Raw genomic sequence first — 26508 nt, forward strand, 5'->3', positions numbered from 1 at the left:
GGCTCGCCCCTGCGCACACCGCGCCGGACCAGCGCGGCGGCCGCCGCCAGCGAACGCCGGTTGAGTTCGGCGTAGTCAACGGTCTCCGAGACCGACCAGAACGTGGCGGCCACCGTGGGATGCGCGGCCGAGATCTCGGCCATGCGGCCGTGCAGGGTTGCCACCGTTTCCGCGGAATTCATGACTGCCACGACAACAGCGAATTGTGACGGTGCCTTGAACTGATTGTGAATTGCCGTGTGCGATAAAGAAGGGCGATCAACCAATCGTTGTGCACAATAAAGGATTTCGACTATGGCGCGATAGGAACGGGTGATCGCCGGTGCGCAGGGATGTCGGTGCGGCCGACGATGGACCGCGGAATTGCTTATGCAGTACCGACATTGTGGACCGCCATTTCAGCGGTGGCGCACATCCTTTCAGGAAAACCCGCTATCGGAGGAGTTGCCGGTGAGTTCCGACCATCCGGTGGTAGAGGAATTGACCCCGGTCCAGCTGGCGGTCATCGAAAGCGTTGCTCCGCACCTGCGGCACAACCCGTACCGCAGCTACGAGGTGTTGCGCGGCGCAGGCCCGTTCGTGCCAGGCCCGCACGACATGCACCTGGTGACCAGGCACCAGGAGGCGCAGACGATCATGCAGGATGCGCGCTGGAGCCACGCGGAGGAACCGCAACTGCTGCACGGCGACAGCGATGTCGAGCTCCCCGGGTCGTTCCTGTGGATGGAGCCGCCGGACCACACCCGACTGCGCGGCCTGGTGAGCAAGGCGTTCACCGCGCGCACCATCAGCGGCATGCGCGAGCGGGCCGAGCAGCTGGTCGACGAGCTGCTCGACACGATGCTCGCCGAGCGCGAGGTCGATCTGCTCGACGCGTTGGCCTACCCGCTGCCGCTGACCATGGTGTGTGAGCTGCTCGGTGTGCCCGCCGAGGAGCACGAGCACGTGCGCGAGATCTCCACCAGCATCGCCCGCGGCCTCGACCCCGATGTGCTGCTGTCGCCGGACGAGCTGGCTGCGCGCACCGCCGCCGTGTACGCGTTCCTCGACTTCTTCGGCGAGCTGGTCGAGCAGCGCCGCGCCGACCCACGCGCCGACCTGATCACGGCGCTGGTGCAGGCCGACGACGCAGGCGCCAAGCTCACCTCGAACGAATTGCTCGGCACCCTGCTGATTCTCGTGGTGGCAGGCCACGAGACCACGGTGAACCTCATCGGCAACGGCGTGCTCGCGCTCATCCGCAACCCGGAGGAGTTCGAACGGCTGCGCAGCTTTCCCGAGTTGTGTGAGCCTGCCGTGGACGAGGTGCTGCGCTATGACGCACCGGTGCATCTGACCACCAGGACCGCGCACGCCGAAATGACCATCGCGGGCCACACTTTCGTGCCGGGCGATGCGGTGATCGTGCTGCTCGCCTCGGCCAACCGCGATCCGCTCGCGTTCCCCGACGCCGACCGCTTCGATATCTCCCGATATGCCCGCGGTCGAAAGGCGGAGCGGCACTTGTCCTTCGGGCTCGGCCTGCATTACTGCCTCGGCGCGCCGCTGGCGCGGCTGGAGATGTCGGTGGTGCTGCGGGCGCTCGCCGCGCGGGTCGGGTCCATGTCCCTGCTCGAGGAGCCGCCCTACCGGCCGAATGTGGTCGTGCGCGGCATGTCCCAGCTACGCGTGCGGCTGGACGGCCGATGAGCCTCGATCGCGCACAACCACAGGAGCCACGATGAGTACCGCCGTCCCCGCCGATGTCACCTTCGACGCATTCGATCCGAGCGAGCGGGCCGACCCGTATCCGGCCTATCGCCGGGTGCGCGACGCCGCACCGCTGTTCCCCTACGAATTCGGCGATGTGCCGGTCACTTTGATCACCCGGTACGAAGAGTGCGCCGCGATCCTCACCGGCACCGACTGGGGCCACGGCTATGCCGCGGGCATCAGCCCGTTCCGGGACACCACCGCCGCGATTCCCGGCTCGTTCGTGCGGATGGACCCGCCGGAGCACAGCCGCTACCGGAAGCTGGTGGCCAAGGCGTTCACGCCGCGAATGATGGCCGACATGGTGCCGCTGGCCGGACAGGTCGTGCAGGACCTGGTCGAGGCGGCGCTGCGCCGCGGCGAGCTGGATGTGCTGAACGGCCTGGCGGTGCCGTTGGCGGTGGCGATGGTCCCGGTGCGGCTGCTCGGCGCCGACCCGGCCGACGCGGCGCTGTTCCGGCAGTGGCAGTTGGCCATTGCCCGCGGCAGTGACCCCGATTCGCTGCTCGGTGAGGCGGATGTGACCGCGCGTGGTGCGGCGGCGATGGAGTGCATGGGGTACTTCGGGCGGCTGATCCAGCAGAAGAAGGACAACCCGGCATCGGATCTGTTGAGCACGTTGGTCGCGGCGAGCCAGGACGGGCAGCTGACCGAACCCGAGGTGATCGGTATTTCGCTGCTCACCTTGGTCGCAGGCATGGAGACCTCGATCAACCTGATCGGCAACGGCATGCTTGCGCTGCTGCGCAACCCGGAACAGCTTGCGCTGCTGCGGGACAACCCGGAGCTGATCGGGCCTGCGCTGGACGAGATGATGCGCTACGACGCTCCCACTCAGTTCACCATCCGGGTGGCGCTCGCCGATACGGCGGTGGGCGAGTACCGGTTCCAGCGTGGCGACGGCGTGGTGGTGCTGACCGCGTCGGCAAGCAGGGATGACCGGGTCTATCCCGATGCCGACGTCTTCGACGTCACCCGGTATGCCGGAAACCGGCCAGCCCGGAAGCATCTCGGGTTCAGCCTCGGCATCCACTACTGCGTCGGAGCGCCGCTGGCGCGGATCGAAGCCGAAGCAGCGGTCGGCCAATTGCTCGCGAGCGCACCGAAATTGGCGCTGGTCACCGACACCGTCGGCTACCAGCCGAGCCTGATCCATCGGGGCATCTTGTCCCTGCCGGTGACGCTGTGACCGAAGGGCACGCGGTCGTCCTCGGGGCAGGCATCGCCGGATTGCTCGCCGCCCGTGTGCTTTCCGAGCACTACGCCCGGGTCACGATCTTCGAGCGGGACAGCGTCGAGTCCGAGGAGGTGCGGCGCGGCGTGCCGCAGGCGCGGCACCTGCACGGCTTGCTCGACCGAGGCCGCACGATCATCGAACAGCTGTACCCGGGGTTCACCTCCGAGATGGCAGAACGCGGCGCGACCACTGCGGAGGCATTGGTCGGAACCCGTTGGTATGTCGGGGGATTGCGGGTCGCGCCGACCTCGACGGGTCTCACCTCGGTGATCGCCACCAGGCCGTTGCTGGAATCCGTGCTGCGGCAACGCACGCTGGCCGCGCCAGGGGTGCAGCTGTGCGAGGGCGCCGCACAAGGCCTGATCGGTGACGCGCAGCGGGTGCGTGCGGTGTCGGTCTCCGGTGCACACGGTGCCTATACGCAAGCCACCGACCTCGTGGTCGATGCGACCGGGCGTGGCTCGCGGGCACCGGCGTGGCTCACGGCGATCGGCGCGCAGGCGCCCGCCGAGGACCGGCTCGAGGTCGACCTCGGGTATGCGTCGCGGTTCTTCCGCCGCACGCCGGGGCAACTGGGCGATCAGTCCTCGGTGATCATCTCGACCGGCCCGAACGGCCGTGGCGGCGGAGCGATTCGGGTCGAGGGCGACCGCTGGCACGTCACCCTCGCCGGGATGCTCGGCGATCATCCGCCCGTCGATTCCGTCGGCTTCGAGGCGTTCGCGGCGACGATCTCGGCACTGGACATTCACGAGATCGTGACGACGTCGGAGCCGCTCGGTGAGGTGGTGCCGCACCGGTTCCGTTCTCCGGTGCGCCGCCGCTTCGAGCGGCTCGACGAAGTGCCGCAAGGGTTTCTGGTGCTCGGCGACGCGCTGTGCAGCTTCAACCCGCTGTATGCACAGGGTATGGCGGTGGCTGCGCAGCAGGCGCTCGCCTTGCACGACTGCCTGGTGGCGGGCGACACCGCCGACCTGTCTGGCCGGTTCTACAGTGCCGTAGGCAAAGTCGTCGACGTCGCCTGGCAGCTGGCGGCAGGGGCCGACCTCAGCCACGCGGGTGTCGTCGGTCCACGCACCGCCCGTACCAGGGTGACCAACGCCTACGTGGCCCGCGTCCACCGCGCCGCCCACGTCGATCCCGTGGTCGCCAGAACCTTTCTACGTGTGGCGAATCTCGTCGAACCGCCCGCCGCTTTGCTGCGGCCACGGCTCGCCCGTCGAATCCTGCTGCGCGGCATGGGTGCCGGCGGTTTCGATAGCGGCGGTTTCGATAGCGGCAGTGCCGCCGCGACCACCGGTGTCGGCGGGCAACCGGCCACCGAGATAGGGCAAGCGACCACCGATGTCGGCGGGCAACCAGCTGCCGACGTCGGTGGGCAACCGGCCACCAGTGTCGGCGCCCAACCATCCGCCGACCGCACTCCTCTCCCCATCGAGCCGACGAGGTGATGATCCGCAGCGGCGCGGACCGGCACCTCCCTACGTATTCCGAACGCTGACGCATTCCGAAGGACCGGCTACACCGGCACAGCCCGTCGGTGTACCGCACAGGAGGGACACACTCGACATGGACTCGTCGCACGCGAGCACGGCTGTCGCGGAACAGGATTCCGCCGTACAGACCGCCATCGCCCAACTGTTCGGCCCCGACGGCCGAGCCGACCCGTATGCCCCGGCGCGCGTGCTGCGCGAGGCAGGACCGGTGCATCAGACCCCGCTCGGCCACCATCTGCTCACCCGCTACGACGACTGTGTCGCCGTGCTGTCGACCACCGCGTGGAGCCACGCGGAGGAGGCCGGGATGATGCACCCGACGGTGAAGCCGGAGGACGCGCCGGAGGAACTGCCGACCTCGTTCCTCTGGATGGAGCCGCCGGACCACACCCGGCTGCGCAACCTGGTGACCAAGGGCTTCACCCCGCGCATGGTGACCAGGCTGCGTCCGCGCATCGAAGAGCTCACCGAGCAGCTCGTGGACACGGCCCTGGAATCGGGCGAGTTCGACCTCGTCGAGCTGATCGCCTATCCGCTGCCGCTGATCATCGCGTGTGAGTTGATCGGCGTGCCCAAGGAGGCCTACCAGCAGGTGCATCAGTGGTCGCAGGACCTGGCGCGCGGGTTCGACCACGACTACACGCTGCCCGAGGAGGCGTTGAAGGCGCGCAGCGCCGGATCGCGCGGGTTCATGGGCTACTTCCGTGAGCTGCTCAACGAGCGGCGCAAGGACCCCAAGGACGACTTGCTGAGCGTGCTCTCCCAGGTGGAGGATCGCGGCGACGTGCTCACCGAGCAGGAGCTGCTGGCCACCTGCATCACCACCTTCGTGGCCGGGCACGAGACCACCGCCAACCTGATCGGCACCGGCATGCTGCAGCTGATGCGCAATCCCGATCAGATCGCCGCGCTGCGTGCGCGTCCCGAGTTGATTCCCGCCACGCCCGACGAGCTGCTTCGCCTCGAGCCGTCCGTGCAGATCACCACCAGGGCGGCCACCCGGCCGATCACCGTGGCAGGCCACGACTTCGAGCAGGGCGAAGGCGTTGTGGTGCTGATCAATTCGGCCAACCGCGACGATGCCGCGTTCCCCGATTCGGACCGGATCGACGTCGCGCGGTACTCCGATCCGAAGAACCCGGCGAAGAAGCACCTCGGGTTCAGCCTCGGCATCCACTACTGCCTCGGTGCGCCGCTGGCGCTGCTGGAGATGGAGATCCTGCTCGAGGTGCTGCTGCGCAAGGTCCGCGACATCGAGCTGCTGACGGACACGCCGCCGTACAAGCCGAACGTGGTGATTCGCGGGCTGGAGGCGCTGCCGACCCGGTTCACCCCCGCGTAGTCGACGCGCCCTGCACCCGGTTCGCCCCGGGTGCAGGGTGACCGACACCGGATGCGAGTTCGATGAGACGCGCGGAGCAGACCCTCCGGTACGTTTGGCATTGATCACCGGCACGGAGGGAAGGACCTACGCGGCTCGCAAGGAGGCCTGCAATGGATCGACGCTCGTTGTTCGGAATGGTGGCGGTCGGCACGGCCGCGACGACACTGTCGGCCTGTTCGCGGGACGATTCGACCGACGTCGGTCCGCCGCCCTCGCTCGACGCGGAGATCACCGTGCTTCCGGATGTCGACCCCACCGGCACCGATACCGTTCCGCCGTTCCCTGCGCCATTGCTGGTCCGGCCGAGCTCGGCGGCACCGAGCTTCGAGCTGCGGCTACCGAATCCCGACGACATCGACCGCACGAATCTCACCGCGCTCGGCGTGCTCGAATCCATCGCACTGCTGCGGGCTAAAGCGGTGACGAGTTCCGACCTCACCAATGCGCTGCTCAATCGGATCGATCGCCATGATGCGGCGATCAACTCGTTCGTGCGGAAGTACGCCGATCAGGCGCGCGAACAGGCGCGTGATGCGGACCGGCGGCTTGCGGCCCGCGACGCACCGCCGCTGTGCGGTGTGCCGGTCGCGCTCAAGGATGTCTATGCGGTGCAAGGCCTTCCGTTGACCGCGAGCGTTCCGGTGCTCGACGGCAATGTCGCGAAGGGTGATTCGACGGCATGGCGGCGCATGAAGGCGGCCGGGATGCCGCTGCTCGGCCACGTGCACACGCACCAGATGGCGATCGGCTCGCTGACCGAGCAGACCGCGAACCCGTGGGATCCGCGCAAGGTGCCCGGCGGCTCGTCCGGTGGCTCCGCCGCCGCGTTGGCCGCTCGGTTCACCGCCGCCGCATACGGGACGGATACCGCTGGCAGCCTTCGTATTCCGGCGTCGTGCTGCAATGTCTGCGCGATCAAGCCGACCAGCGGCATCGCGTCCGTCTACGGCACCATTCCGGTCGCATGGACCTTCGACAACGTGGGCCCGATGGCCCGCAGTGCCGCCGATCTCGGGCCGCTGCTCGAGGTGATCGCCGGCGTCGACCCGATGGATCCGCGTACCGCGGCCATCGTCGGGTGGGGACAGCCGGGCTTCCCTACCGCACCGAGCGCAAAAGGGTTGAGCCAGTTCCGGATCGGTGTCCCGACGCCGTATCCCGCGCCGCTGGAGTCGGGGATCGCCACTGCCTCCGCCGCGATGCGGGAGACCTTGCGAGCGTCCGGCGCGACCATCGTCGAATTCGAGGCGCCCGCCGCCATGACCTACCTGGACATGCTTGTCGCGCAGGGTGTGGAGATCGCCGAATACCAGCGGCAATGGTGGTCGAAGGACAAGTCGCGCTATACCCGGTATCTGCGCGAAGCCATGGAGGGTTTCGAGAAGCTGGGGTTGTCGGCGGTCGACTTCCTGCATATCCAGCGCAAACGCACGCAGCGACTCGAGACCTGGCTCGCGAAATTCAAGGAACACGAGCTCGACGCCATCCTGCTGCCGGTACTCGGCACCGAAATCGTCGACCGGCCACCCTACGGCGACTACGGCCCCGAAGAGGGCATGGCGATGGCCCCGCAAACCAACGACGCGAACTACTGCGGCCTGCCCGCCGTGGCCATCCCGACCGCGCCGAGCTCGACGACCGGTCTTCCGGTCGGGGTTCAGCTGCTCGGCGCCCCTTACACCGACGCCAAACTGCTCCAGATCGCGATCGACATCCAACAGCACAGCGACTTCCACCGCCGTGTGCCGCAACTGAGTCCATAGCGCGCCGCAACTGGGTTCATCGCGTGCCGATTTGTCCAGGCACGACAGTGGCGGGCTCCCTGCCTGCGCTGATGGCATCCGTATCATCCGGGTGATGCGCGTACTGGTGGTGGACGACGAGGACGCGGTCCGGGATGCCCTCGTGCGCGCGATGGCCAGCGAAGGGTATGAGACCAGGGCCGCGAGTGACGGAGCGGCCGCGTTGGCCGAGATGCAGCGGTGGCCGCCGGAGGTGGTGCTGCTCGACGTGCTGATGCCGTTCATGGACGGGCTGACGGCGTGCAGGCAGCTGCGGGCGCGCGGGGACCGCACACCGATCTTGATGCTCACGGCGCGGGACGCGGTCGCCGATCGGGTCGACGGGCTCGATGCGGGGGCCGACGACTATCTGGTCAAACCGTTCGATCTGGACGAGCTGCTCGCCCGGGTGCGTGCGCTGGTGCGGCGCACGTATCCCGAGGACGGTGCCGTGCTGTCCTGTGCGGATCTGGTGATGGACACCACCGCGCACACGGTGCGTCGCGGTGCTCGCGGCGTCGAGCTGAGCCGCACCGAGTTCGCGCTGCTCGAGGTGCTGCTGCGCAACGAAGGCCAGGCGTTGCCGCGTGAGACGCTCATCGAACGCGTGTGGGGCAGCGAGCTCGGCCCGACCTCGAATTCGCTCGAGGTCTATATCCGCTACCTGCGCCGCAAGCTCGAAGCCGACGACGAGCCTCGGCTGATCCACACCTTGCGCGGCATCGGATACCGGCTGGCGCCGGCGTGAGGCTGCCCGGCTCGTTGCGCGCCCGCGTCACCGTTTTCTGCGTCGCCGCCATCGCCCTCGCACTGGCCGGGATGGCCGTTGCCGCGTATGCCGTTGTCGCCCATGAACTGAACGACTCGCTCGACCTCGGATTGCGCAGGGAGGCAACGCGCATCAGCCGCACGATCAGCACCGACGCCGATGTCGCCACGGCATCCGGGTCGTGCCGGTACCTGACCGCGCCGAGTTGTGTTCAGGTGGTGGCCAGCGACGGGCAGATCGAATCCGCGCAGGACGAGCAGCAGTTGCCGGTCGACGCCGGAACGCGAGCGGTCGCCGCGGGGGCGCGGCCCGCGTACTTCAGTGACGTCACGCTCGACGGCTATCCGCTCCGGATGTACACCGCTCCACTGCGTTCGGGCACCGCGGTACAGATTGCGCAGCGCGCCGATCCGGTCGACACCAGCCTGCGCCGGGTGGCGTACGCGCTGCTCGCCGCCGCGGCGATCGGCACAGCGCTCGCCATCGCTGTCGGCGTCGCCGTCGCGCGCCGTGTCGTTGCCCCGGTCACGACTTTGACCGCCGCTGCCGAACGCGTCGCGGGCACGCGTGATCCGCGACAGCACATCAGCGTGACCGGCCCCGACGAACTCCGCAGCCTGGCAACCAGTTTCAACATCATGCTCGACGAACTCGACCAGGCGCTGACCGCGGAACGGAATTCCCGAGCAGCCCAGCACCGTCTGATCGCCGACGCCTCCCACGAACTCCGCACCCCACTCACCGCCCTGCGCACCAACATTGATCTCCTTCGTCGCGCATCCCGCCTCACTCCGGACCAACTCGACGACACGGCAGCGGGTTTGCGCACCCAGTCCGAGGAACTGTCCGGCCTCGTCACCGACCTCATCGATCTCGCCCGCGCCGACGACCCTGCTGCCGCGCCGGAGGTCTTCGAAGACCTCCGCCTCGACCTGCTCATCGCCGACCGTCTCCGCGCCGCGGAACGTCACTGGCCCGCTGTGACATTCGATGCCGAGCTGACGCCGACGACGATCACCGGCGTGCCGGTCCGGCTGGCCCGCGCCGTGACGAACCTCCTCGACAACGCGGCCAAATTCAGCCCACCGCACGGCGTCGTCCGCGTCGAGCTGTACGACAACGTGCTGACCGTGCGTGACCACGGCCCCGGCATCCCCGCCGACGATCTCCCGCACGTCTTCGACCGCTTCTACCGATCCGCCACCGCCCGTGCGAAACCCGGTCACGGTCTCGGCTTGGCCATCGTCGAACAGGTCGCGGAACTGCACGGCGCCACGGCAACCGCGGCCTCCGCCGACGGCGGGGGAGCCGTCTTCCGACTCGACTTCCCGCAGGACAATCCCCGCTCTAGTACCACCGAATGACAACCGGTTCACGCTTCGGTATGAGGTGAGCGCCGCGGGGAATGCCTACCGTGGAAGGCATGAACCTCGCGGGCAAGACCGGCAGCGCACTCGTCATCGGCGGCGGGATCGCCGGATTGCTCTCGGCGCGGGTGCTTTCCGAGCACTATGCCGACGTCGTAGTGCTCGACCGCGACAGCACGCCTGGCCCGGGGGTGCGGCGCCGTGGTGTGCCGCAGAGTTTCCACTTGCACCAGATGCTGCCGCGCGGCGAGCAGATCCTGGAGCAGCTTTTCCCGGATTTTCTCGATGACGTGTTGCGGCTCGGCGCTTTTCCGCTGAACGGTGCCGCGTTGAACTGGACCAACCGGTTCGGGACGATGGCGATGCATCCACCGGGCAAGGCCGCCTTCTACAGCAGGGGACTGGTCGAACAGGCGATTCGCGAACGCGTGCAGGCGATTCCGACGGTCCACTTCGGCTACGACCAACAGGTCGTCGAGCTGTGCGCCACAGCGGACCTGACCCGGATCACCGGCGTCCGCGTTCGGCACAGCGGCGCCGCCGAGTCGACGACCATGACGGCGGACCTAGTCGTCGACGCGAGCGGGCGGTCGTCGAAACTGCCGCAATGGCTTTCCGTGCTCGGGTACGCGGCACCGCCGGACGAGCTCGTCACTTCCGGCATCGGATACACGACCCGCTACTACCGGGTTCCGCCAGGGCAGGACGACGCCGTTCCGCTGATCGTCGTCGAGAACGACTACACCGCAGCCAATCCGGCGGGCGGCGTGCTCAAGCGCATCGAGGGCGACGTGTGGAGCGCCTGCTTGTCCGGCATCGGCGGTCAGTATCCGCCGACCGATGCCGAAGGGTTCGACCATGGTCTGACAAAGCTGATCAGCCCCGCCTTGGCAGAGGCATTGCGCGACGCCGAACCACTGACTGCGCCACGAGGTTTCCGTATTCCGGTGTGCGTGCGGCACCACTACGAGCAGATGGAGCGCTGGCCCGCAGGGCTGCTCGTGCTCGGTGATGCACTGTCCACCGTGGATCCGATCTACGGCCAGGGTATGACGGTCGCCGCGATCCAGGCCGAGACCATCGCCGCCACGCTCCGCGACCACGACGGGCCCGGCTTCGAACAGGCCGTCCTGCAACGGATCCAGCGCGCCTCCTACCCGGCCTGGTGGCTCAGCTCGCTCGAAGATCTCCGGTGGCCCGGCGTCGAACACAGCGGTGGCACGGCATTCGAGGGCGTTGCGCTGCTGCACAAATACTTCGACCTCGCATTGGAGCGGATGACGCAGCAGTTCGCGCACCGCGGAGCGGACTTCGATCCGACCTTCCTGAGCTATTTCGCGATGACAGGCCTGCTCGTCCCGCCGGGCGAGGTCATCAACGCGGGCATGCTCGACGCGCTGCTCTCCGGTCCATCCACCGCCGCCGAGCAGGCAGTGCGCGCCGAAATTCGGGCACATGGCGGGTCGATCGATGCCCTGCTGGACTGCCTGGTTTCTGCCGGTTCCTAGCCGGTCCCAACATTGATGGTGGCGAGCAGCGCCAGGAAGGGGAAGCATGGTCGTGCAAACGGCGGCGGGAACGGCGCTCCGATGTCCGCCAGCCTTCGCCACAACAGGGGAGCGGACCGTGCACGACGCCACCGAAACCACCGACGCGCTGCCATGCTCGTCCGCCGACGCGGTCACCGAGCTCTACACGTGGGAGATCGCCCACGACGGCGCCATCGTCGAGTCGGGTGCGGCGCAACTGGGCGAGCCGCATCCCCTCACCGGGAGCACGGCCGGGCATCACTACGAGATCGCCTGCGGGCTCTTCGAGCAGGCGTGCGAGCGGGTGGTGGACGAGCATCGCTACGAGGTGATGATGGCGCGGGTGGAAGGCGAGCCGGAACCGCGCGCCGTCTCCGTGGTCACCGTGGTGCTCCGCTATCCCGACAACGCCGTCGCGGTGTCGATGACCGCCAACCCACGGCATCGGCCGATCACCGAGAAGGACATGCGCGAATACCGCGAGTACCTCGAGTGGGCCGAGGAGGATCACCGGCGCTACCTCGAGCGCAAGGCGTTGAACGACGAAGCCCTCGACCTACCGTGGGAGACCACCGAGGTGGAGTGGGCGCCCGAGGATGTCATCGATCGGGCGGACCCGCGGCTGGCGCGGATCATCGAGCTGGAGGACGAAGCCGCCGACGTCCGCGACGAGGTGTTCGATCCGGAGCATTGTCGCGCAAGACAATTCAGGGCCGAGCAGAAGTTGCACGAGGCGCGCGCCGCCGCCGCGAACGGGGACGGCACCGCGGCCGAGGAGATCACCCGCCGCGCCGAACGCGTCGCCCGATGGACCAATCTGCTCGCCGAGACGACCGCCGCCTATCTGCAGGCGGCGGCGCTCGACGCCGAGGCGGCGCGGTTGCGCCGGGTGCTGCAAGCCGAGGTACAGGCCGAGGTGCAGGCCGTCCGCGACTAGCTCGGGTGCATCGAACAGCGTTGCCGACAAACGTATTCGGCCGTCTTGCGGACCTCGCAACCAGGCCTTGCGGTTGCCGACGTGCTGTCGAAACAGTCGAAGGTTCTCGCGCGCAATCGTGATGGATGTTCGCGAGTTCGTTCAGCGGACTGGCAGATGGACGGCTTGTTGTCGGCTCGGCAATGCTCGGCCTATGTCCAGTCCAGCGCAACAAACCGAGGAACCTGCCATGGCGAACACTGATCTGACCCTGGCTCAGCACGACGGTGAGGTGGCGGTGTCGGGTACTCGGCCGCCGGAGCCGCCCGCGCCGCGCGTATTGACCAGCTCCGCGCGGGAGATGACCAAGGCGACCTTGGTTCAGCTGAAATTGCCGCAGCCGACGGGTGGCCAGGCACTGATCAAGTCCGCCTTCGTCCGCCAGCTCGACCTGCAGTCGGGTGAGGTGGACACGGTTCGCGCTCGGTTCCTGTCCGCAGATGTCACGCAGCAGGCAGGGATCGCGGACTCGTTGCTCGACCTGCTCGGAGCGTTCGAACGGTCAGAGCTGCCCGTCGTGCTGCCGTCGCCCGCAGAGTTCGTCGATGTTCCCGTGGCGGCGCTGCAGGCTTTCGGGGACGCTGTGATCAGCTTGCGACGGAAGAGCATCGAGGGACTCGTCGCCGATTCGGCGGCCGCTGCCCTGGCGGACGGCAGCATCGGCTCGGCCCAGCAGGCGTTGCGTAATGCCGTGGTCGCGGTCAAGGCACTGGCTGTCAACGCACAAGCGACGCCACTGGGCATGTTGAATCTCGAACGGCTGGAGATGGCACCGGCAGGGCTCGAACGCGGCGAGCTCATCGCCACCATTCCGCTGGCCCCGCTGGAGGTGACCGCGGTCAGCCACAAAGAGTGGTCGGTGCGCAGTAAGGAATTCACCTCGATCGTGACCGACTCGCTGGAGAACACCAGCGAGACGGGGGTCACCGACAACACCGAGCTCGCTCAGTCCACGAGTTCGCAGGCGCAGCACTCCAACCAGTTCAACATCACCGGAACGGTTTCCGGTGGTATCCCGGTGATCAACGGTTCCGCGTCCTCGGGATTCACCGCGCAGGATTCCACCTCGCAATCGGCCACCGACAGCACCAAACATGCCACGGCACTGACCAAGAAGGCGTCGTCGCGGGCCAAGCAGGAACACAAGATCACCATCTCCACCACCACCGTCACCGGCACGGAGGAGGTCTCGACCAGGACGCTGAAGAACCCGAGCGATTCCGAGGCCATGCGGGTCGACTACTTCAGTCTCATGCGTAAGTGGCGGGTGCGGCTGTACCGGTACGGTCTCCGGCTGACCTACGACCTGGTGATCCCGGAGCCGGGCGCCGGGCTCCGCAAGATGCACAAGGAACTCGCCGATTACCGTAAACAGCTCGGGCCGTTTCACTTCGACATCCCGCACTCGGAAATCACCGACAGGATCCTGACGGAGAAGGGCGAGACGCAGCCGCACCACCTGGTGCTGGCCGAGCGGTACGGGGCAGTGGTGCCCGACCCGCCGCGACCGCCGGCGAGCCCGCAACTCAACATCGCTGACACCCCCAACTTCGACGATGCCCGGATCTTCACCCCGGATCCGTTGGAGATTCCCGAGGGCTATCGGATCAAGAAGCTGATCCTGTGGTGGAACTCAGCGAGCCGTACCGGCAGCTACAAGGTCAAGCTCGAGGTGCTCGGATCGAACTACGTGTGGGAGATGGATCAGGGCGCGCTCGGACCCATCGAACTGACCTCGGACGAATGGGGCAGGTTCATGCTCCATGCGACCGGTCGGGTGCCGATCTCGTTCCGGTTGCAGAACAATCGGCAAACCTCGATCAAGGTCGTCGCCGAACTGGAGGAGATACCGACACGCGGTGAGCCGGAGCCGGGACGGCCACCGGCGAGCACCCTGGTTCGAGAGAAGTGGCAGGCCACGGTGTGGAACATTCTGCGCGACGCGGCGCAGGGGCAGCATTACGAGCGGCAGCAAGATATCGCCACCAAAGCGTCTGCGCTGCAGGAACAGATCGAGGGGGTGGACACGCTGACGCTGCGCCGCGAAGAGAGCGACGAGATCATGAAGGGTGTACTCCGCTTCCTGCTCGGACCTGCTTTCGCGTTCATGCCGGAGTCGGTCATCAAGGCGTTCCAGCAGGCCGGTGTCGACATCGAGCACGGGATCGGATTCGATGAGAACGTGTTGGGCTTGGACGCCGCGAGTTGGGCCGCGGTGTCCGAACACGAGGGCCTCATCCGCTTCATCAACCAGGCCATCGAGTGGGAGAACGTGGTCACGTTCCTGTACTCCTACTTCTGGGACGTGCCGACCAGCTGGAACTTCATTCGTCGACTCCGCCATCGTGATTCGACCCGCCAGGCTTTCCTGCGGTCCGGCAGCGCGAGGGTCGTCCTCACGGTCCGCAAGGGCTGGGAACAGGATTGGATCAACTTCGTCGAGGGCGGTCTCAACGGTTCTCCGCTGCCGCCGAACCCGAAGTACGCGGAGTATCTGTCGATCGCCAAGGAGATCGCGGCGTACGACGCTCGCAACTATCCCGGCATCCCGCCGGCCAACCCCGCCCGCAACGCGGTTCGGCTCGAAGAGGCGGTCGCGACGACCTCGTCCGTCGCCGTCGCGAAGAGTTCGGGGCCGAAGAACATCAAGGTCGACTCGTCTGTCGGATTCCTGGTGGGCGCTCAAGTGGTCATCGACTCGGTGGACACGATCGATCCCGCCGACAAACGACCCATCCAGGAGACACAAACCATCACCGCGATCCCCGATGAGACACACATCGTGGTCGCCAAGCTCGACAGAGCCCACGACGGAACGGTGACCCCGTTCGCGGTACTCCAACCGGGCACCAAGGGTGCGTTGATCGCGGAGTGGGGCGAATACACCCCGTCCTCGGGAACCGACATCGAGATCGGGTCCAACCTCGGCAGCACGGTCTGAGTTGCGGTGGAAGACATCCAGTGGGGTCTGGTTGCCGACACCTTGGTCTACTTCGAACACGCGGTGGCGCTCGCCCGCGGTACCGACAACCTGCGGGGTCCGGAGTCCCGCACGGTGCCGCGGGCGGATATGGCGGCGGCAGGTGAGATCGCCAAGGAGGTCAGGACGCTGATCAGAGGCTGGCGCAGTCGAGCCGAACTGATGCGGTGGCCAGGTGTCATGGCGTTCAACGTCACTAGTGTGTTGGACGCCGCTGCCGCGGCGACGGGCCACCTGGATGCGACGATCCGCGAGATCCTCGGCGGGTCCCCTCCGGATGCCGCCCAGGTCAGGTCGATCGCGGGCGGCTGGCCGCCGATCTGGGTCCAGCAGCTCAACGTCGCGTTCGAGATCCTGCAGATTACCGCGGGAGAGCGGCCGTTGGCCGGCTCCGAGCTGGCCAAAGCCGCTGAGTTCACCAACGAGGTCCATGATTTCGTCTTGACCGTCATCCCGGGCATCGGCGAGGTCGTCTTGGCGTTCGAGGCCGTCTCCGGCTATCAGGTCGTCGGCTTCCGTCAGCTCAGCGCGACCGAACAGGCATGGGCTGCTTTCGGTCTCATCCTCCCGAGGGTGCTGAACCCGTTGGTGAACGTCGGGGTCCGCGCAGTCGTCACCACCCGGCGCGCAATCGCCGTCGTGCTGGCGCGGCTGCTTCCGACGGTCGGCGCCGCTCAGATAACGCGGTTCTCGCTCGGCATGGCGATCGGTCTTCGGGTGCTTCCGCCGGAGGCGTTCGTGAAGTTCCTCAAGCTGTTGAAGCTTGCCGGCAAGCTCACCTCGACGCAGACCTCCGACATCAACTTCTTCCTCGCGCGGATCGATTACGGAGCACGACTGGCCCAATGGCTGCGGATCGTGGAGAAACGGCTCGGGCCCGGTTTCAAGGGCGTGCACGAACTACCTCGGCCCAAGCAGGTGAAGTTGAAAGACTATGAGCCCGAGATGATGGAGGCGCTGTCGAAGGCGACCGGAAAGCGAGTGGTTGCGCTCCCGGAAGTCTTGCCGCATGACTACGAGCCGCTCGTCGCCAAACTCGCCAGCGAACCGAAGGCGAAAATGCCGCAGGTCCAGGGCGTGAAGTACCCGGACTTTCTCTGGGGCAACGAATTCTGCGAACTCTACAAAGTGGAGACCAGCAACGTCGAGGCGGCGCTCAAATATATTGCGGGGAAAGGAAAACAGGCCTCGACTCTGGTCGTCACTGCCGACGCGAAGTCGACGGTCAATCTGGTCGAGTTGGTGGATGCCAGGTTCTGGGCTTGGCCCCAAGCCGGCTACGTCGACCGGGTTGTTGTGCTCGTCGGTAATGGCGTAAAGATCCTGGACCGCCCCAGCCGGTACTTCAGCCTCAACCCGACGGCCTACGCCGCTACGCGCCTGATGATCGGAAACCCCGGCAAGCTCATCGAAGCGGCAGAGGCGATCATCAATGAACCTGAGGATCCTGGCAAACGATGACGCGTCGCCGGATCGATAGGAGGTTCGCGGCAGTTGCACCGGTGTCTACCTCGCGCCGAGGTAGACACCGGGCAGTGTCACAGCGACAGCAGCGCGCGTCGGCCGATGCGTGGATCGGCCAACGGGCGCAACGCGATCCGCATCAAGGCGAGCGCATTGTCGTCGCCCGCAATGCGATTCGCCTTCAACGCGCCGCACGCGACGCATTGATGGACGAGCAACCACTCGCCGTCCTCGCGCGCCGACATGCTCACCGCGGTCATCCGCCCGCGGCACGTCTCGGCCCGATCGCCGGGGACCCGCCGGTCGACGTGGCGGCTGGCCAGGCAATGCGGGCAGTGGTTGCGATGCGCGGTGCCCGGCGCGTCGACCGGCACGTCCATCCGGCACCCGACGCACCGGAACGCGTCACCGGATTCGCCTGCGCGCCCGTGCAATACGTCCTTGGCGCGTTGCGGACGGCGCGGCACTGGTTTCCTTCGTGGCATCGGCGCACCCCCTACAGATCGCCGAAGACTTCGAGCGGGAACGGTGGCTCGGCCAGTGGCCGGACCGCCATGCGCATCAGAATGAGCTGGTTGTCGTCGCCGCACACGGGGTGCAGCGCCAGCTCCTGACAGCGGGTGCAGCGGTGCACCACGGCCCATTCGCCGGTGCGCAGCACCGCGATGGACAGCGGCGCCATCCTGGCCCGGCATTCCGAGGGGCCGCCCTCGACGTGGTCGTGGGTGTGCCGGGAATGCAAACAGCTCGGGCAGTGATTGCGCCAGCTGTTGTCCGGTGCGAGCGTCGCGACGACGAGGCCGCAGCGGACGCAGGTGAAGGTGTCGGTACGCAGCGATGCGCTTGGCCCGTGCGTGGTAGAGGTGTTGTCTGACACCCGGATACTCCTTGTGCTTGGTCTGAATGCAGAACAGCAGGAGCAGGCCGAGCGCGCCTCGAAGAGGTTAGCGGCGTGAGGCGGCGGCGAGACCTTGGCGGCTCGACGTCACGTGGGGAGGCGCGCTCGGCGCATTCCGGGTCATAGGCATCCTTCGTTTCAGGGGCCGTCAGCCCGGCAGTCCGATTTCTCGGGCGCGCTCTCCGCGCGGCGGCAACCGTAGCAACGCCGCGGTCTCACTCGCCACTGATTTTGCTGCGGTAGTTGCCGGCCACCAGCGCCAGGCACGCGGCGGCGGCGAGCGCGCAGCACGCGAACATCGACGGGTAGTCGACGTCGAAGCGCTGGTTCAGGAACGACAGCAGCGCCGGAACGCCGAAGCCGAGGTAGCTGACCGAATAGAACACCGCCGTCAGCCCGGCCAGGTCGTCGGGGCGGGCGATCCGCTCGATCTCCTGGAGCCCGGCCACCAGGCCGATGCCGTAGCCGCAGCCGAGGACGACGGCGGTCGCCAGCGTCGCGACGAGGGTCAGCGCGCCGGACGCCCAGGCCGCCATCGCCATGCCGACCGTGCCGAGGACCAGCGAGACGACGGCCGCGCGGGCGGTGCCCGGCTTGTCGATCCGGCGCGCGACGGACTGGATGGCGAAGCCGCAACTCAGCGTGAGCACGCCGACGAACGCGGAGAACGCGATCGGCGCGCCGTGAATGTGCGGCGCCATCAGCGTCGGCATGATCGCGTAAGCCGTTCCGGCAGAGGTGAACAGCCACAGCGCGACCGGCAGTGGCACGCGCCGGAACCTGCGGTGGCTGGCTGCGGGGATCTTCAGATCATCGAGCAACCGACCCGGATTCGCCTGGGGGACCACTGTTTCGGGTGCCCGAGCTACCCAGAGGGCGGCGCACAGGCACAGCGTCACGTGATCAGATAGGCGAGGGTGTTCGGCCAAGGCGCCCACTGGGCAAGCAGCCCAGCCGATCCCGCGCCGACGGCGAAGCCACCTGTCAGGCTCATCGCCGAACGCCGTGCCCCGGTACCGCCTGGCGCGGCGGCGCCGAACGGCGGTTGCGAGAGTTCCTTGAGCCAGCTGCTGCCGACCGCCATCGCCAATCCCAGTGCGACACCGCACAGGACGCGACCCGCCGACATCATCGGCACCGAGGTGGCGCCGAAGGCGAGCAGCAGCGAACCGGCCGCGCTCACGAACGGCGCAGGCCGCAGCACCACGCGTCGGCCGTACCGGTCCGAGAGCGGCCCGCCGATCAGCAGCGCGGGCACGATGCCGAGAACGTAGTAGAACAGCAGCAGGTCCACCGTGGTGACGGGCAACCCGTGGTTCTTGTACATCACCAGCAACGGCGTGAATTCATTACCGCCCCAGGCGATCGCGAACATGGCGGCGGCCACGCCCCACCACTGCTTCGCGGCGATATCGGTGGGGGACTGCCGGATCGGCGTCTGTGTCGTCATCACAGCCCCCGTAGTTCCAGTTGGTGCACGCCGGCAAGGTGCTCGGCGAGCGCGGGGGCGAACCGGTCGACGTCACCGGCTTCGATGAGCCCGGCGAGGTGGGCGTGCTGCTCGATGATCCGGTCGATGTCGATCGGTCCGCGGCGCAGCGCGACGCTGTTCATCCGCCGCTGCCGTTCGCGCAGCGAGTCGTAGAAGCCCGCGAGCAGTGGGTTGCCTGCCGCGATCACGTACGAGCGGTGAAAGTCGGTGTCCACCAGGGTGAATTGGTCGAGGTCTCCGGCGGCGGCGAGCGCGCGCTGCCGGTCGAGCGAGGCACGGAACGATGCGGTGAGCGCGGTGCGGTCGGTCGAGGCGAGCGCGCGCACCGCCGCCGCCTCGACGACGTAGCGGGCGTAGGCGACGTGCTCGGCCTCGTCGGGCGGGATCGGCACCACCAGGGCGCCGCGCTTCGGGTAGAGCTTCATCCACCCTTCGGTCTCCAGACGCAGGAATGCCTCGCGTACGGGCGTGCGTGAGGTGCCGAGTTCGCCGGCGATCTCGCCCTCGCTGATGAGCTCGCCGCCGGCGAGGGTGCCGGTGAGGATGCGCTCCTTCACCTCGCGATAGGCCTGCTCAGCGGATGAATACGTCTTAGACACAAGTTGTATCTTAGGGCTGGTCGCCCGAATAACCGACTCGTGGGTCTGTAACTCTCGTCACGCCGCAGGCGCGGTGGGGGTGTGTTCTGTCGAACATCTTGCGGATGGGGGTACCGCAGGTTGTCTCGATCTGATGATTCGACTGGTTCGCAATCAATATTGAGAATTATCTTCAAAGATCTAGACATGATCTTGCATGATCTTCATCATTTCACCTAGAAAGGTCCACATCATGCGGATCGACTATCGACCCATCCATCGACATTCAGGAGCGCAGGTGAAGATCGGGATCCCCCGCGAGGTCAAGAACCACGAGTATCGGGTGGCGATCACTCCGGCCGGTGTCCACGAGCTCGTCTCGCGCGGCCACGAGGTCTACATCGAGACCGGTGCCGGTCGCGGCTCGGCGTTCGAGGACGAGGCGTACACCGTCGCGGGCGCCAGGGTGCTGAACACCGCCGACGAGGTCTGGGGCACAGCGGATCTCGTGCTGAAGGTGAAAGAGCCGGTCGCCGAGGAATACTCGCGCATGCGCGATGGCCAGGTGCTGTTCACCTACCTGCACCTCGCCGCCTCCAAGGAGTGCACCGACGCCCTGCTCGCCTCCGGCATCACCTCCATCGCGTACGAAACCGTCACCGGCCGTGACGGATCCCTGCCGCTGCTGGCTCCGATGAGCGAGGTCGCCGGTCGGTTGGCCCCGCAGGCAGGCGCCTACCACCTGATGCGCAACGGCGGCGGCCGCGGCGTGCTGATGGGCGGCGTGCCGGGCACCCCGCCCGCGAACGTTGTCGTCATCGGCGCTGGCGTCTCGGGCGGCAACGCCATCGCCATCGCGCACGGCATGCGTGCCGAGGTGACCGTGCTCGACCTGAACATCGCGCGCCTGCGCGAGATCGATGCCCAGTACAAGGGCCAGGTGCGCACCATCATGTCCAACCGGCTCGAAATCGAGAAGGCCGTCCGCGAGGCCGACCTGGTCATCGGCGCGGTGCTGGTGCCGGGCGCGAAGGCGCCGACGCTGGTCTCCAACGACCTTGTCGCGCAGATGAAGCCGGGCTCGGTGCTGGTCGACATCGCGATCGACCAGGGTGGCTGCTTCGCGGATTCGCGGCCGACCACGCACGCCGAGCCGACCTACCGGGTGCACGAGTCGGTGTTCTACTGCGTCGCCAACATGCCCGGCGCGGTGCCGTACACCTCGACCGTCGCGCTCACCAATGCGACACTGCCGTACGTGGTTTCGCTGGCCGAGCACGGCTGGCGCGACGCGGTGGCGCTGGATCAGGGCCTGGCCGCCGGACTGAGCACGCACGGTGGTGTGCTGCTTTCGGCGTCCGTCGCGGCGGCGCACGGCTATGTGGCGGAGAGCCTCGCAGCCTGACGCATGCCGAAAGGGCGGTCGGCCGTTGGTCGGCCGCCCTTTTATGCGGGCTGTGTGGTGCGCGGCCGCATGTGCTCGAAGATGAGGATCGTCTCGGTCGAGGCGACCGCGGGGTGCTCGCTCAGGTTGTTCAACACGAACCGGCGCAACTCGTCGGTGTGTGAGGTGGCGACGTGGATCAGGTAGTCGTCGGCGCCCGCGATGAAGTACACGTTGAGCACCTCCTCGAAGTCCGACATCTCCTCGCCGAACTCGGCGAGCTGCTGGCGCGCGCTTGCACGCAGCCGCACCGCGATCATGGCCTGCAGGCTGCGGCCGAGCGCGGCCGGATCGATGTCGGCGTGAAATCCGCGAATGACGCCGCGCTCCACCAGTGCGCGCACCCGCCCGAGGCAGGTGGACGGTGCGATGCCCGCCGCCGCGGCGAGCGCGTTGTTCGTCATGCGTCCGTCGCGAGCGAGCTGGTCCAACAGGATTCGGTCGGTATCATCAATGGGTACACCGGCCGGGGGATGTAGCGGGGTTACTGTCGAGGTGATGCCGACAGGTGAATCATTCTTGCGCATACGTCGACCGTACCGAATGTTGTTTGCTGACCCTGTCGATTGTTTGAATGATATTCGACGTCAGAAGGTAACAATCGTGTCTAGGTGCGCCAGCTCGTGGCAGGCAATCCGCGCAGCATATCCTTGCCGACCAGCACGCGCAGCCGCCACGGACGTAGTCGCAACACGCTGACCGTCGGCGCCTCCGGTCCGGTCCAACCCGGTACACCGATGCCTGCTGGATCGTAGCCGAGCGGCTCGGGCGTGGTCCGGAACAGCTCCCACACCCTCTTCTTCGTCTCGATGTCCTCGACCCAGTCGGCCGCGCAGTCCGCAAGACAGGTGTCATGGGACGGCGCCCAGTAGTTGCATGCCGCGTAGGGACTGTGTTCGAGGTGGGCACGCTTGGCGGGCGTCTTGCTGGTGATGATCCACCCGGTCAGCTCCTGGCCGTCCCACTCCCAGATCGGATGCAGGATCCGGCTGCGCGCACGTCCGGCGGTGTCGGTGGTGGAGACGGTGCACCACACGATGTCGTGCGCCATCGCTACGAATGCCGGTGCGATATCGCCCAATTCGGTCACATTCGTCACCCTAGCGCCTCGCGCTCAGCGCGCGGGCCGCGGGTGCGGGCGGGCCTGCTCGAGTTGTGCGGCGACCGAAAGGATCGCCGTCTCACCGTTACTCGGCCCGATCAGCTGCACCGACAGCGGCAAGCCGTCCTCGGCGACGCCGGCGGGCAGTGCCGCGGCCGGATGCCCGGTCACGTTCCAGAGCTCCGTGTAGGCGATCATCGGGATGGACCTCAACTGGGCGGCGATGGTGCTCGCGCCGTCGAGGATGCCGACCTCGGGTGGCCGGCCTGCGAGGGTCGGGGTGAGCAGCAGATCGCAGTCGGCGAAGACGCGATCGACCTTGCGTGTCAAGACTTCTCCCCGCTTGATCGCCCACTCCACCGCCGGGCGACGGGCCCAGGCGCCCAGTGCGACGGTCTGCTTGGTGCGGCGTTCGAGCAGTTCAGGATGCTCGACCTCGGCGGCCTCGGCGCGTACTCCGCCGAAGAACTGGGGGAAGAAGGCATGCGTGGATTCGGGGTAGGTCGGTTCCACCTCGAAGACCGTATGGCCGAGCTCGGCAAGGAGTTTCGCGGTGTCGTGCACCGCACGCATGTGCTCGGGATCCGGCTTCGCCAGCGGCGTCGGCGATTTCGTGCTGTAGCCGATGCGCAGTGGGGCGACAGGCTGCCGGACGGCCTGTTCGAACGACAGCGCCGGATCCGGTGCGGTGAACCGGTCGGAGGGGGAATTGCCGCGGATCACGTCATAGACGATCGCGGAGTCGAGCACGGTGCGGGTCAACGGTCCGATCACGCCGAGCGCCCACCAGAGGTGTTCGTGCGGTGCCACCGGCACCCGTCCGCGCTGCGGCTTGAGGCCGAACAGCCCGCAGCAGGCCGACGGGATGCGAATCGAGCCGCCGCCGTCGCCGCCCATCGCGACCGGGACCAGACCCGCCGCGACCGCCGCGGCGGAACCGCCGCTGGAGCCACCGGTCGAGCGGCTCCGATCCCACGGATTGCGGGTGAGGCCGTAGGTGCTCGACTCGGTGAACGGCCACTGGCCGAATTCCGGCATCGCGGTCTTGCCGATGATGATCGCGCCCGCGTCCCGGAGCCTGCGCACCACTTCGGCGTCGGCGGCGGCTGGGGTGGAGTTGGCGCTGGTGCCGAAGGTGGTGACGACACCGGCGACGTCGACCTCGTCCTTGATCGCGATCGGAATGCCGTGCAGTGGACCGACCGGGCCCTCGGCGCGTTCTCGATCTCGTTCTTTCGCTTCGGCTAGCGCCTGTTCGTGCAGCACCGTGATGAACGCACCGAGATCGGTGGCCTGGTCGATGCCGTCGAGTGTGGCGGCGATGAGCTCCTGTGCCGTGAGGACCCCCTGGTTCAACAGCTCCCGCTGCTCGACCACGCCTGCGGAAACGACATCCTGGAGATCCATCTTGCTCTAGCTCCTCTCGATCACTACCCGAGCGGTGTGACCCAGCACGAAAACTGTCGCGCCGAAGACACGACAGTAGATAGCCGTATGACCATTCCGCAATCGATACGGACGCAGATCACGCCGAGTTCAGTACTTCGGGGAAATATGCGGCAGATATCCGGATTCGGCGGCCCGCATGGCGGCGACATCGTCTCGATCGCGCAGCGCAGGCATGGCCAGCCAGCGGTTGTGCAGCCGGTCCAGCGCGTCCCTGTCCAGTTCGATGCCGAGGCCTGGCGCATCGCCGACCGCGATCGACCCTTCGGTGAAGGCGAACCGCTCGGTGATGACGTCCTCGGCCTGCCACGGATAGTGGGTGTCGCAGGCGTAGTCGAGGTCGGCCACGGTGGCGGCGACGTGGGTCATGGCGGCCAGGCTGATGCCGAGGTGGGTGTTGGAGTGCATCGAGACGCCCTTGCCGTAGGCGTGGCAGACGGCGGCCAGCTCTCGGGTGGCGTGCAGCCCGCCCCAGAAATGATGATCGGACAGCACGACCTGAACGGCGTCGGCGTCGAAGGCAGGGCGGATCTCGTCGACGGCGGTGACGATCATGTTGGTGGCCAAGGGCATTCCGGTGCGGCGGTGCAGCTCGGCCATGCCAGCGACGTCGGCGGTGGGGTCCTCCAGGTATTCGACGACGCCGGTGAGGCTTTCGGCGACCGCGGTCGCGGTGGCCAGCGACCAGCCGCCGTTGGGATCGAGGCGCAGCGGATAGTCGGGGAAGGCCTTCGCCAGTGCGGTGATCGCTGCGACCTCCTCCTCGGGCGGAAACACCCCGCCCTTGAGCTTGAAGGAACGGAATCCGCCGTGGGCGCTGAAGCTTTCGGCCAAGCGGACGACGCCATCCGGGTCGAGCACCTCGCCCCACTCATCGGTCGGCGCGTCGGACACCGGGTGTTGGGCCCACTTGTAGAAGAGGTAGCCCGAATAGTCGACACGGTCGCGCACCTTGCCGCCGAGTAGCGCATGCACGGGCAGGCCGATGGCGCGGCCTGCGGCGTCGAGAGCCGCGATCTCGAACGCCGAGATCACGCTGAGCCGAACCTTGTCCGTCGTCAAGGTGCCGCGCAGGCCGCCCGCGATCGGGTTGTCCGCGAGCATCCTGGTGTCGCTGCCGCCGAGCCGCCGGATCGCGTGGCACGCGGTGACCGGCATGCCGATGAGGTTCGGTGCGAGTTCGGTGGCCGTGGCGAGGTAGTGGTGGTCGCCGTAGGTCTCGCCGAGACCGGTTGCGCCGCTGTCGGTCTCGATCTCAACGATCAGTCGCGGGGTGTAGGGCTGGTGCACGCCACCGACATTGAGCAGCGGGGCGTCGGCGATGAGGATCGGGGTCAGGTGGACGTCGGTGATGACCGGCGGCATGATCAGTCTCGCTTTCCGTCGACGCGGCGTGGCAGCCGCCATGGGTTGTGCTCGCGCAACGCGGGCGGGAGGAGTCGGTCGGGGAAGCCCTGCCAGGCGACGGGGCGCAGGAACCGATCGATCGCGGCGGTGCCGACCGAGGTGGTGGTCGGCGCCGTGGTGGCGGGGTAGGGGCCGCCGTGCTGCTGGGCCCAGGTGACGGTGACCCCGGTCGGCCAGTCGTTCCAGATCAGCCGTCCGGCCAACGCCGTGAGTGTCGGCAGCAGCGGGCGGACATCCTCGATTTCGCTGTCTTCGGCGAACACCGTTGCGGTCAGACCAGGCTCCAAGGTCTCGAGAAGTGCTTGCAGCTCAGTGGAGTTCGCGTATTCGACGACAAGTGCGGCGGGACCGAAGCATTCGGTGCGCAGCAGTTCGCCGCCGTCGCGGAAGTCGGCCGCGGTGACGCGCAGCAGCGTCGGCGTGAGCGGGTCGTCCGTGGCGGAAAGCACCGTGACGGAAGGATGTTCGCGCAGCTGCGCGACTCCGGTGCGGAAGCCGTGCGCGATCCGGTCGTTGAGCAACGGTCGGGCGGGCACCGCGCCGACGGCGGTGCGCAGTGCCTCGGTCAGCCCGTGCTCGGTAGGCAGCAGGAGCAGGCCGGGTTTGGTGCAGAACTGTCCGGCGCCGAGGGTGAACGAACCGACGAAGCCGTCGACGATCTGCTGACCACGGGCGCGGATCGCGTTCGGCAGCACGATGACCGGGTTGACGCTGCCCAATTCGCCGTAGAACGGAATGGGCCGTGGTCTGGCGTTCGCGATGTCGAACAGCGCGCGACCGCCGGGCACCGACCCGGTGAAGGCCGCCGCGGCGATGGCGGGATGCCGCAGGGCGGTGGTGCCCGCGTCCACGCCGTGGATGACGTCGAAAATGCCTGCGGGCGCACCGGCTTCGCGCAAGGCGGCACGCACGAGTTGTCCGGTGCGCACGGACAACCGCGGATGCCCGGGATGGGCTTTGAGCACCACCGGACAGCCTGCGGCCAGCGCGGCGGCCGTGTCGCCGCCCGCGACGCTGAACGCGAACGGGAAGTTGCTCGCGGCGAACACCAGGGCCGGACCGATCGGCAGCACGCTGCGCCGGATGTCCGGTCGCGGGCCCATCGGCCACTGCGGGTCGGCGTGATCGACGGTGGCACGCAGGAACTCGCCGTCGGTCAGCACCTCGGCGAACAGGGACAGTTGAAAGGTGGTGCGCGCCAATTCGCCGCGCAGACGCGGCGTTTCGGGCAGGTGCGTCTCCGCCGCGGCGAGGGGCACCAGCTCGTCTGCCGCGGCGTCCAGCGCGGCCGCGACATGGCTGAGCCAGCGGGCGCGTTCGGCGGGTGTGGTATCGGCCAGCGGGACGGCGGCCGCCGCTGCCGCCTCGATGATGCGGGACAGGTCGGTCGGGTCGGTCTCCATGAT

At 67.5% G+C, this 26508-nt stretch carries 20 protein-coding genes and 2 pseudogenes; 12 read left to right on the forward strand and 10 right to left on the reverse strand.

Annotated features, from left to right (window positions below; genetic code table 11):
* Nucleotides 1-182 (reverse strand): annotated as a pseudogene (locus NA11_RS23040) (AMP-dependent synthetase); the annotation flags it as partial.
* Between the two features lie 268 nt (nt 183-450).
* Here NA11_RS23040 and NA11_RS23045 point away from each other — a divergent pair.
* The 11 genes from NA11_RS23045 (at nt 451) to NA11_RS23095 (ending at nt 16732) form a co-directional block, all read left to right on the forward strand.
* Nucleotides 451-1689: a cytochrome P450 gene (locus tag NA11_RS23045; RefSeq protein WP_069164053.1), complete on the forward strand. Its 1239-nt coding sequence runs from the start codon at nt 451-453 to the stop codon at nt 1687-1689.
* A 31-nt stretch (nt 1690-1720) separates the two neighbouring features.
* On the forward strand, nt 1721-2941 hold the full coding sequence (locus tag NA11_RS23050) for a cytochrome P450 (protein ID WP_069164054.1): 1221 nt from the start codon (nt 1721-1723) through the stop codon (nt 2939-2941).
* Nucleotides 2938-4440 carry an FAD-dependent oxidoreductase gene (locus NA11_RS23055; RefSeq protein ID WP_245746088.1) on the forward strand — a complete coding sequence of 501 codons (1503 nt, stop codon included), beginning with the start codon at nt 2938-2940 and terminating at the stop codon, nt 4438-4440. Before NA11_RS23050 ends, NA11_RS23055 begins: the two co-directional genes overlap by 4 nt.
* A gap of 118 nt (nt 4441-4558) precedes the next feature.
* Entirely contained in the window at nt 4559-5827 is a 1269-nt protein-coding gene (locus NA11_RS23060) for a cytochrome P450 (RefSeq protein WP_069164055.1), read from the forward strand.
* A 152-nt stretch (nt 5828-5979) separates the two neighbouring features.
* Nucleotides 5980-7632: an amidase gene (locus NA11_RS23065; RefSeq protein ID WP_084654984.1), complete on the forward strand. Its 1653-nt coding sequence runs from the start codon at nt 5980-5982 to the stop codon at nt 7630-7632.
* Nucleotides 7633-7726: 94 nt separating this feature from the next.
* Entirely contained in the window at nt 7727-8398 is a 672-nt protein-coding gene (locus NA11_RS23070; protein ID WP_069164057.1) for a response regulator transcription factor, read from the forward strand.
* On the forward strand, nt 8395-9783 hold the full coding sequence (locus tag NA11_RS23075) for a HAMP domain-containing sensor histidine kinase (protein WP_218023369.1): 1389 nt from the start codon (nt 8395-8397) through the stop codon (nt 9781-9783). The genes NA11_RS23070 and NA11_RS23075 overlap by 4 nt, the downstream gene beginning before the upstream one ends.
* A gap of 41 nt (nt 9784-9824) precedes the next feature.
* Nucleotides 9825-11294 carry an FAD-dependent oxidoreductase gene (locus tag NA11_RS23080; RefSeq protein WP_084654986.1) on the forward strand — a complete coding sequence of 490 codons (1470 nt, stop codon included), beginning with the start codon at nt 9825-9827 and terminating at the stop codon, nt 11292-11294.
* A gap of 46 nt (nt 11295-11340) precedes the next feature.
* Complete coding sequence (locus tag NA11_RS23085; RefSeq protein ID WP_069164058.1) at nt 11341-12252, forward strand: hypothetical protein; 912 nt, start codon at nt 11341-11343, stop codon at nt 12250-12252.
* 229 nt (nt 12253-12481) lie between these two features.
* The gene (locus NA11_RS23090; protein ID WP_245746093.1) at nt 12482-15232 is read left to right on the forward strand and encodes a hypothetical protein; all 2751 of its coding nucleotides are present in this window, start codon (nt 12482-12484) and stop codon (nt 15230-15232) included.
* A gap of 63 nt (nt 15233-15295) precedes the next feature.
* The gene (locus tag NA11_RS23095) at nt 15296-16732 is read left to right on the forward strand and encodes a hypothetical protein (protein WP_141717781.1); all 1437 of its coding nucleotides are present in this window, start codon (nt 15296-15298) and stop codon (nt 16730-16732) included.
* Between the two features lie 77 nt (nt 16733-16809).
* On the opposite strand, the gene NA11_RS23100 is transcribed toward NA11_RS23095, so the two are convergent.
* The 4 genes and pseudogenes from NA11_RS23100 to NA11_RS23115 form a co-directional block, all read right to left on the reverse strand.
* Entirely contained in the window at nt 16810-17220 is a 411-nt protein-coding gene (locus NA11_RS23100; protein ID WP_069164060.1) for an RNHCP domain-containing protein, read from the reverse strand.
* 11 nt (nt 17221-17231) lie between these two features.
* Complete coding sequence (locus NA11_RS23105; protein ID WP_069164061.1) at nt 17232-17612, reverse strand: RNHCP domain-containing protein; 381 nt, start codon at nt 17610-17612, stop codon at nt 17232-17234.
* A gap of 236 nt (nt 17613-17848) precedes the next feature.
* A pseudogene (locus tag NA11_RS23110) lies at nt 17849-19083 on the reverse strand (MFS transporter).
* The gene (locus tag NA11_RS23115) at nt 19083-19724 is read right to left on the reverse strand and encodes a GntR family transcriptional regulator (protein ID WP_069164062.1); all 642 of its coding nucleotides are present in this window, start codon (nt 19722-19724) and stop codon (nt 19083-19085) included. Before NA11_RS23115 ends, NA11_RS23110 begins: the two are co-directional and overlap by 1 nt.
* Nucleotides 19725-20001: 277 nt before the next feature.
* Here NA11_RS23115 and ald point away from each other — a divergent pair, with 277 nt between their 5' ends.
* Nucleotides 20002-21108 carry an alanine dehydrogenase gene (gene ald / locus NA11_RS23120; protein WP_069164063.1) on the forward strand — a complete coding sequence of 369 codons (1107 nt, stop codon included), beginning with the start codon at nt 20002-20004 and terminating at the stop codon, nt 21106-21108.
* Between the two features lie 41 nt (nt 21109-21149).
* Here the strand turns inward: ald and NA11_RS23125 are convergent, their stop codons facing one another.
* The 5 genes from NA11_RS23125 to NA11_RS23145 all read right to left on the reverse strand — a co-directional run bounded on the left by NA11_RS23125 (nt 21150) and on the right by NA11_RS23145 (nt 26505).
* Nucleotides 21150-21674 (reverse strand): Lrp/AsnC family transcriptional regulator, encoded by a 525-nt coding sequence (locus NA11_RS23125; protein ID WP_069164064.1) that lies wholly within the window; start codon nt 21672-21674, stop codon nt 21150-21152.
* Between the two features lie 80 nt (nt 21675-21754).
* The gene (locus NA11_RS23130; RefSeq protein WP_369691151.1) at nt 21755-22246 is read right to left on the reverse strand and encodes a pyridoxamine 5'-phosphate oxidase family protein; all 492 of its coding nucleotides are present in this window, start codon (nt 22244-22246) and stop codon (nt 21755-21757) included.
* Nucleotides 22247-22261: 15 nt separating this feature from the next.
* Complete coding sequence (locus NA11_RS23135) at nt 22262-23656, reverse strand: amidase (RefSeq protein ID WP_069164065.1); 1395 nt, start codon at nt 23654-23656, stop codon at nt 22262-22264.
* A 129-nt stretch (nt 23657-23785) separates the two neighbouring features.
* Nucleotides 23786-25060: a glucarate dehydratase family protein gene (locus NA11_RS23140; protein ID WP_069164066.1), complete on the reverse strand. Its 1275-nt coding sequence runs from the start codon at nt 25058-25060 to the stop codon at nt 23786-23788.
* A gap of 2 nt (nt 25061-25062) precedes the next feature.
* The gene (locus tag NA11_RS23145; protein ID WP_069164067.1) at nt 25063-26505 is read right to left on the reverse strand and encodes an aldehyde dehydrogenase (NADP(+)); all 1443 of its coding nucleotides are present in this window, start codon (nt 26503-26505) and stop codon (nt 25063-25065) included.
* Between the last annotated feature and the right edge of the window lie 3 nt (nt 26506-26508).

The sequence above is a fragment of the Nocardia altamirensis NBRC 108246 genome, assembly GCF_001612685.1.
Lineage (GTDB): Bacteria > Actinomycetota > Actinomycetes > Mycobacteriales > Mycobacteriaceae > Nocardia > Nocardia altamirensis.

What these genes read in the sequence shown, in the direction of transcription:
- NA11_RS23080 (WP_084654986.1), top strand. Translation starts at nt 9,825, where the DNA reads ATGCCTACCGTGGAAGGCATGAACCTCGCGGGCAAGACCGGCAGCGCA.
- NA11_RS23140 (WP_069164066.1), bottom strand. Translation starts at nt 25,060, where the DNA reads ATGCCGCCGGTCATCACCGACGTCCACCTGACCCCGATCCTCATCGCC.
- NA11_RS23070 (WP_069164057.1), top strand. Translation starts at nt 7,727, where the DNA reads ATGCGCGTACTGGTGGTGGACGACGAGGACGCGGTCCGGGATGCCCTC.
- NA11_RS23100 (WP_069164060.1), bottom strand. Translation starts at nt 17,220, where the DNA reads ATGCCACGAAGGAAACCAGTGCCGCGCCGTCCGCAACGCGCCAAGGAC.
- NA11_RS23125 (WP_069164064.1), bottom strand. Translation starts at nt 21,674, where the DNA reads ATGCGCAAGAATGATTCACCTGTCGGCATCACCTCGACAGTAACCCCG.
- NA11_RS23090 (WP_245746093.1), top strand. Translation starts at nt 12,482, where the DNA reads ATGGCGAACACTGATCTGACCCTGGCTCAGCACGACGGTGAGGTGGCG.
- NA11_RS23145 (WP_069164067.1), bottom strand. Translation starts at nt 26,505, where the DNA reads ATGGAGACCGACCCGACCGACCTGTCCCGCATCATCGAGGCGGCAGCG.
- NA11_RS23060 (WP_069164055.1), top strand. Translation starts at nt 4,559, where the DNA reads ATGGACTCGTCGCACGCGAGCACGGCTGTCGCGGAACAGGATTCCGCC.
- NA11_RS23135 (WP_069164065.1), bottom strand. Translation starts at nt 23,656, where the DNA reads ATGGATCTCCAGGATGTCGTTTCCGCAGGCGTGGTCGAGCAGCGGGAG.
- NA11_RS23085 (WP_069164058.1), top strand. Translation starts at nt 11,341, where the DNA reads ATGGTCGTGCAAACGGCGGCGGGAACGGCGCTCCGATGTCCGCCAGCC.
- NA11_RS23065 (WP_084654984.1), top strand. Translation starts at nt 5,980, where the DNA reads ATGGATCGACGCTCGTTGTTCGGAATGGTGGCGGTCGGCACGGCCGCG.
- NA11_RS23050 (WP_069164054.1), top strand. Translation starts at nt 1,721, where the DNA reads ATGAGTACCGCCGTCCCCGCCGATGTCACCTTCGACGCATTCGATCCG.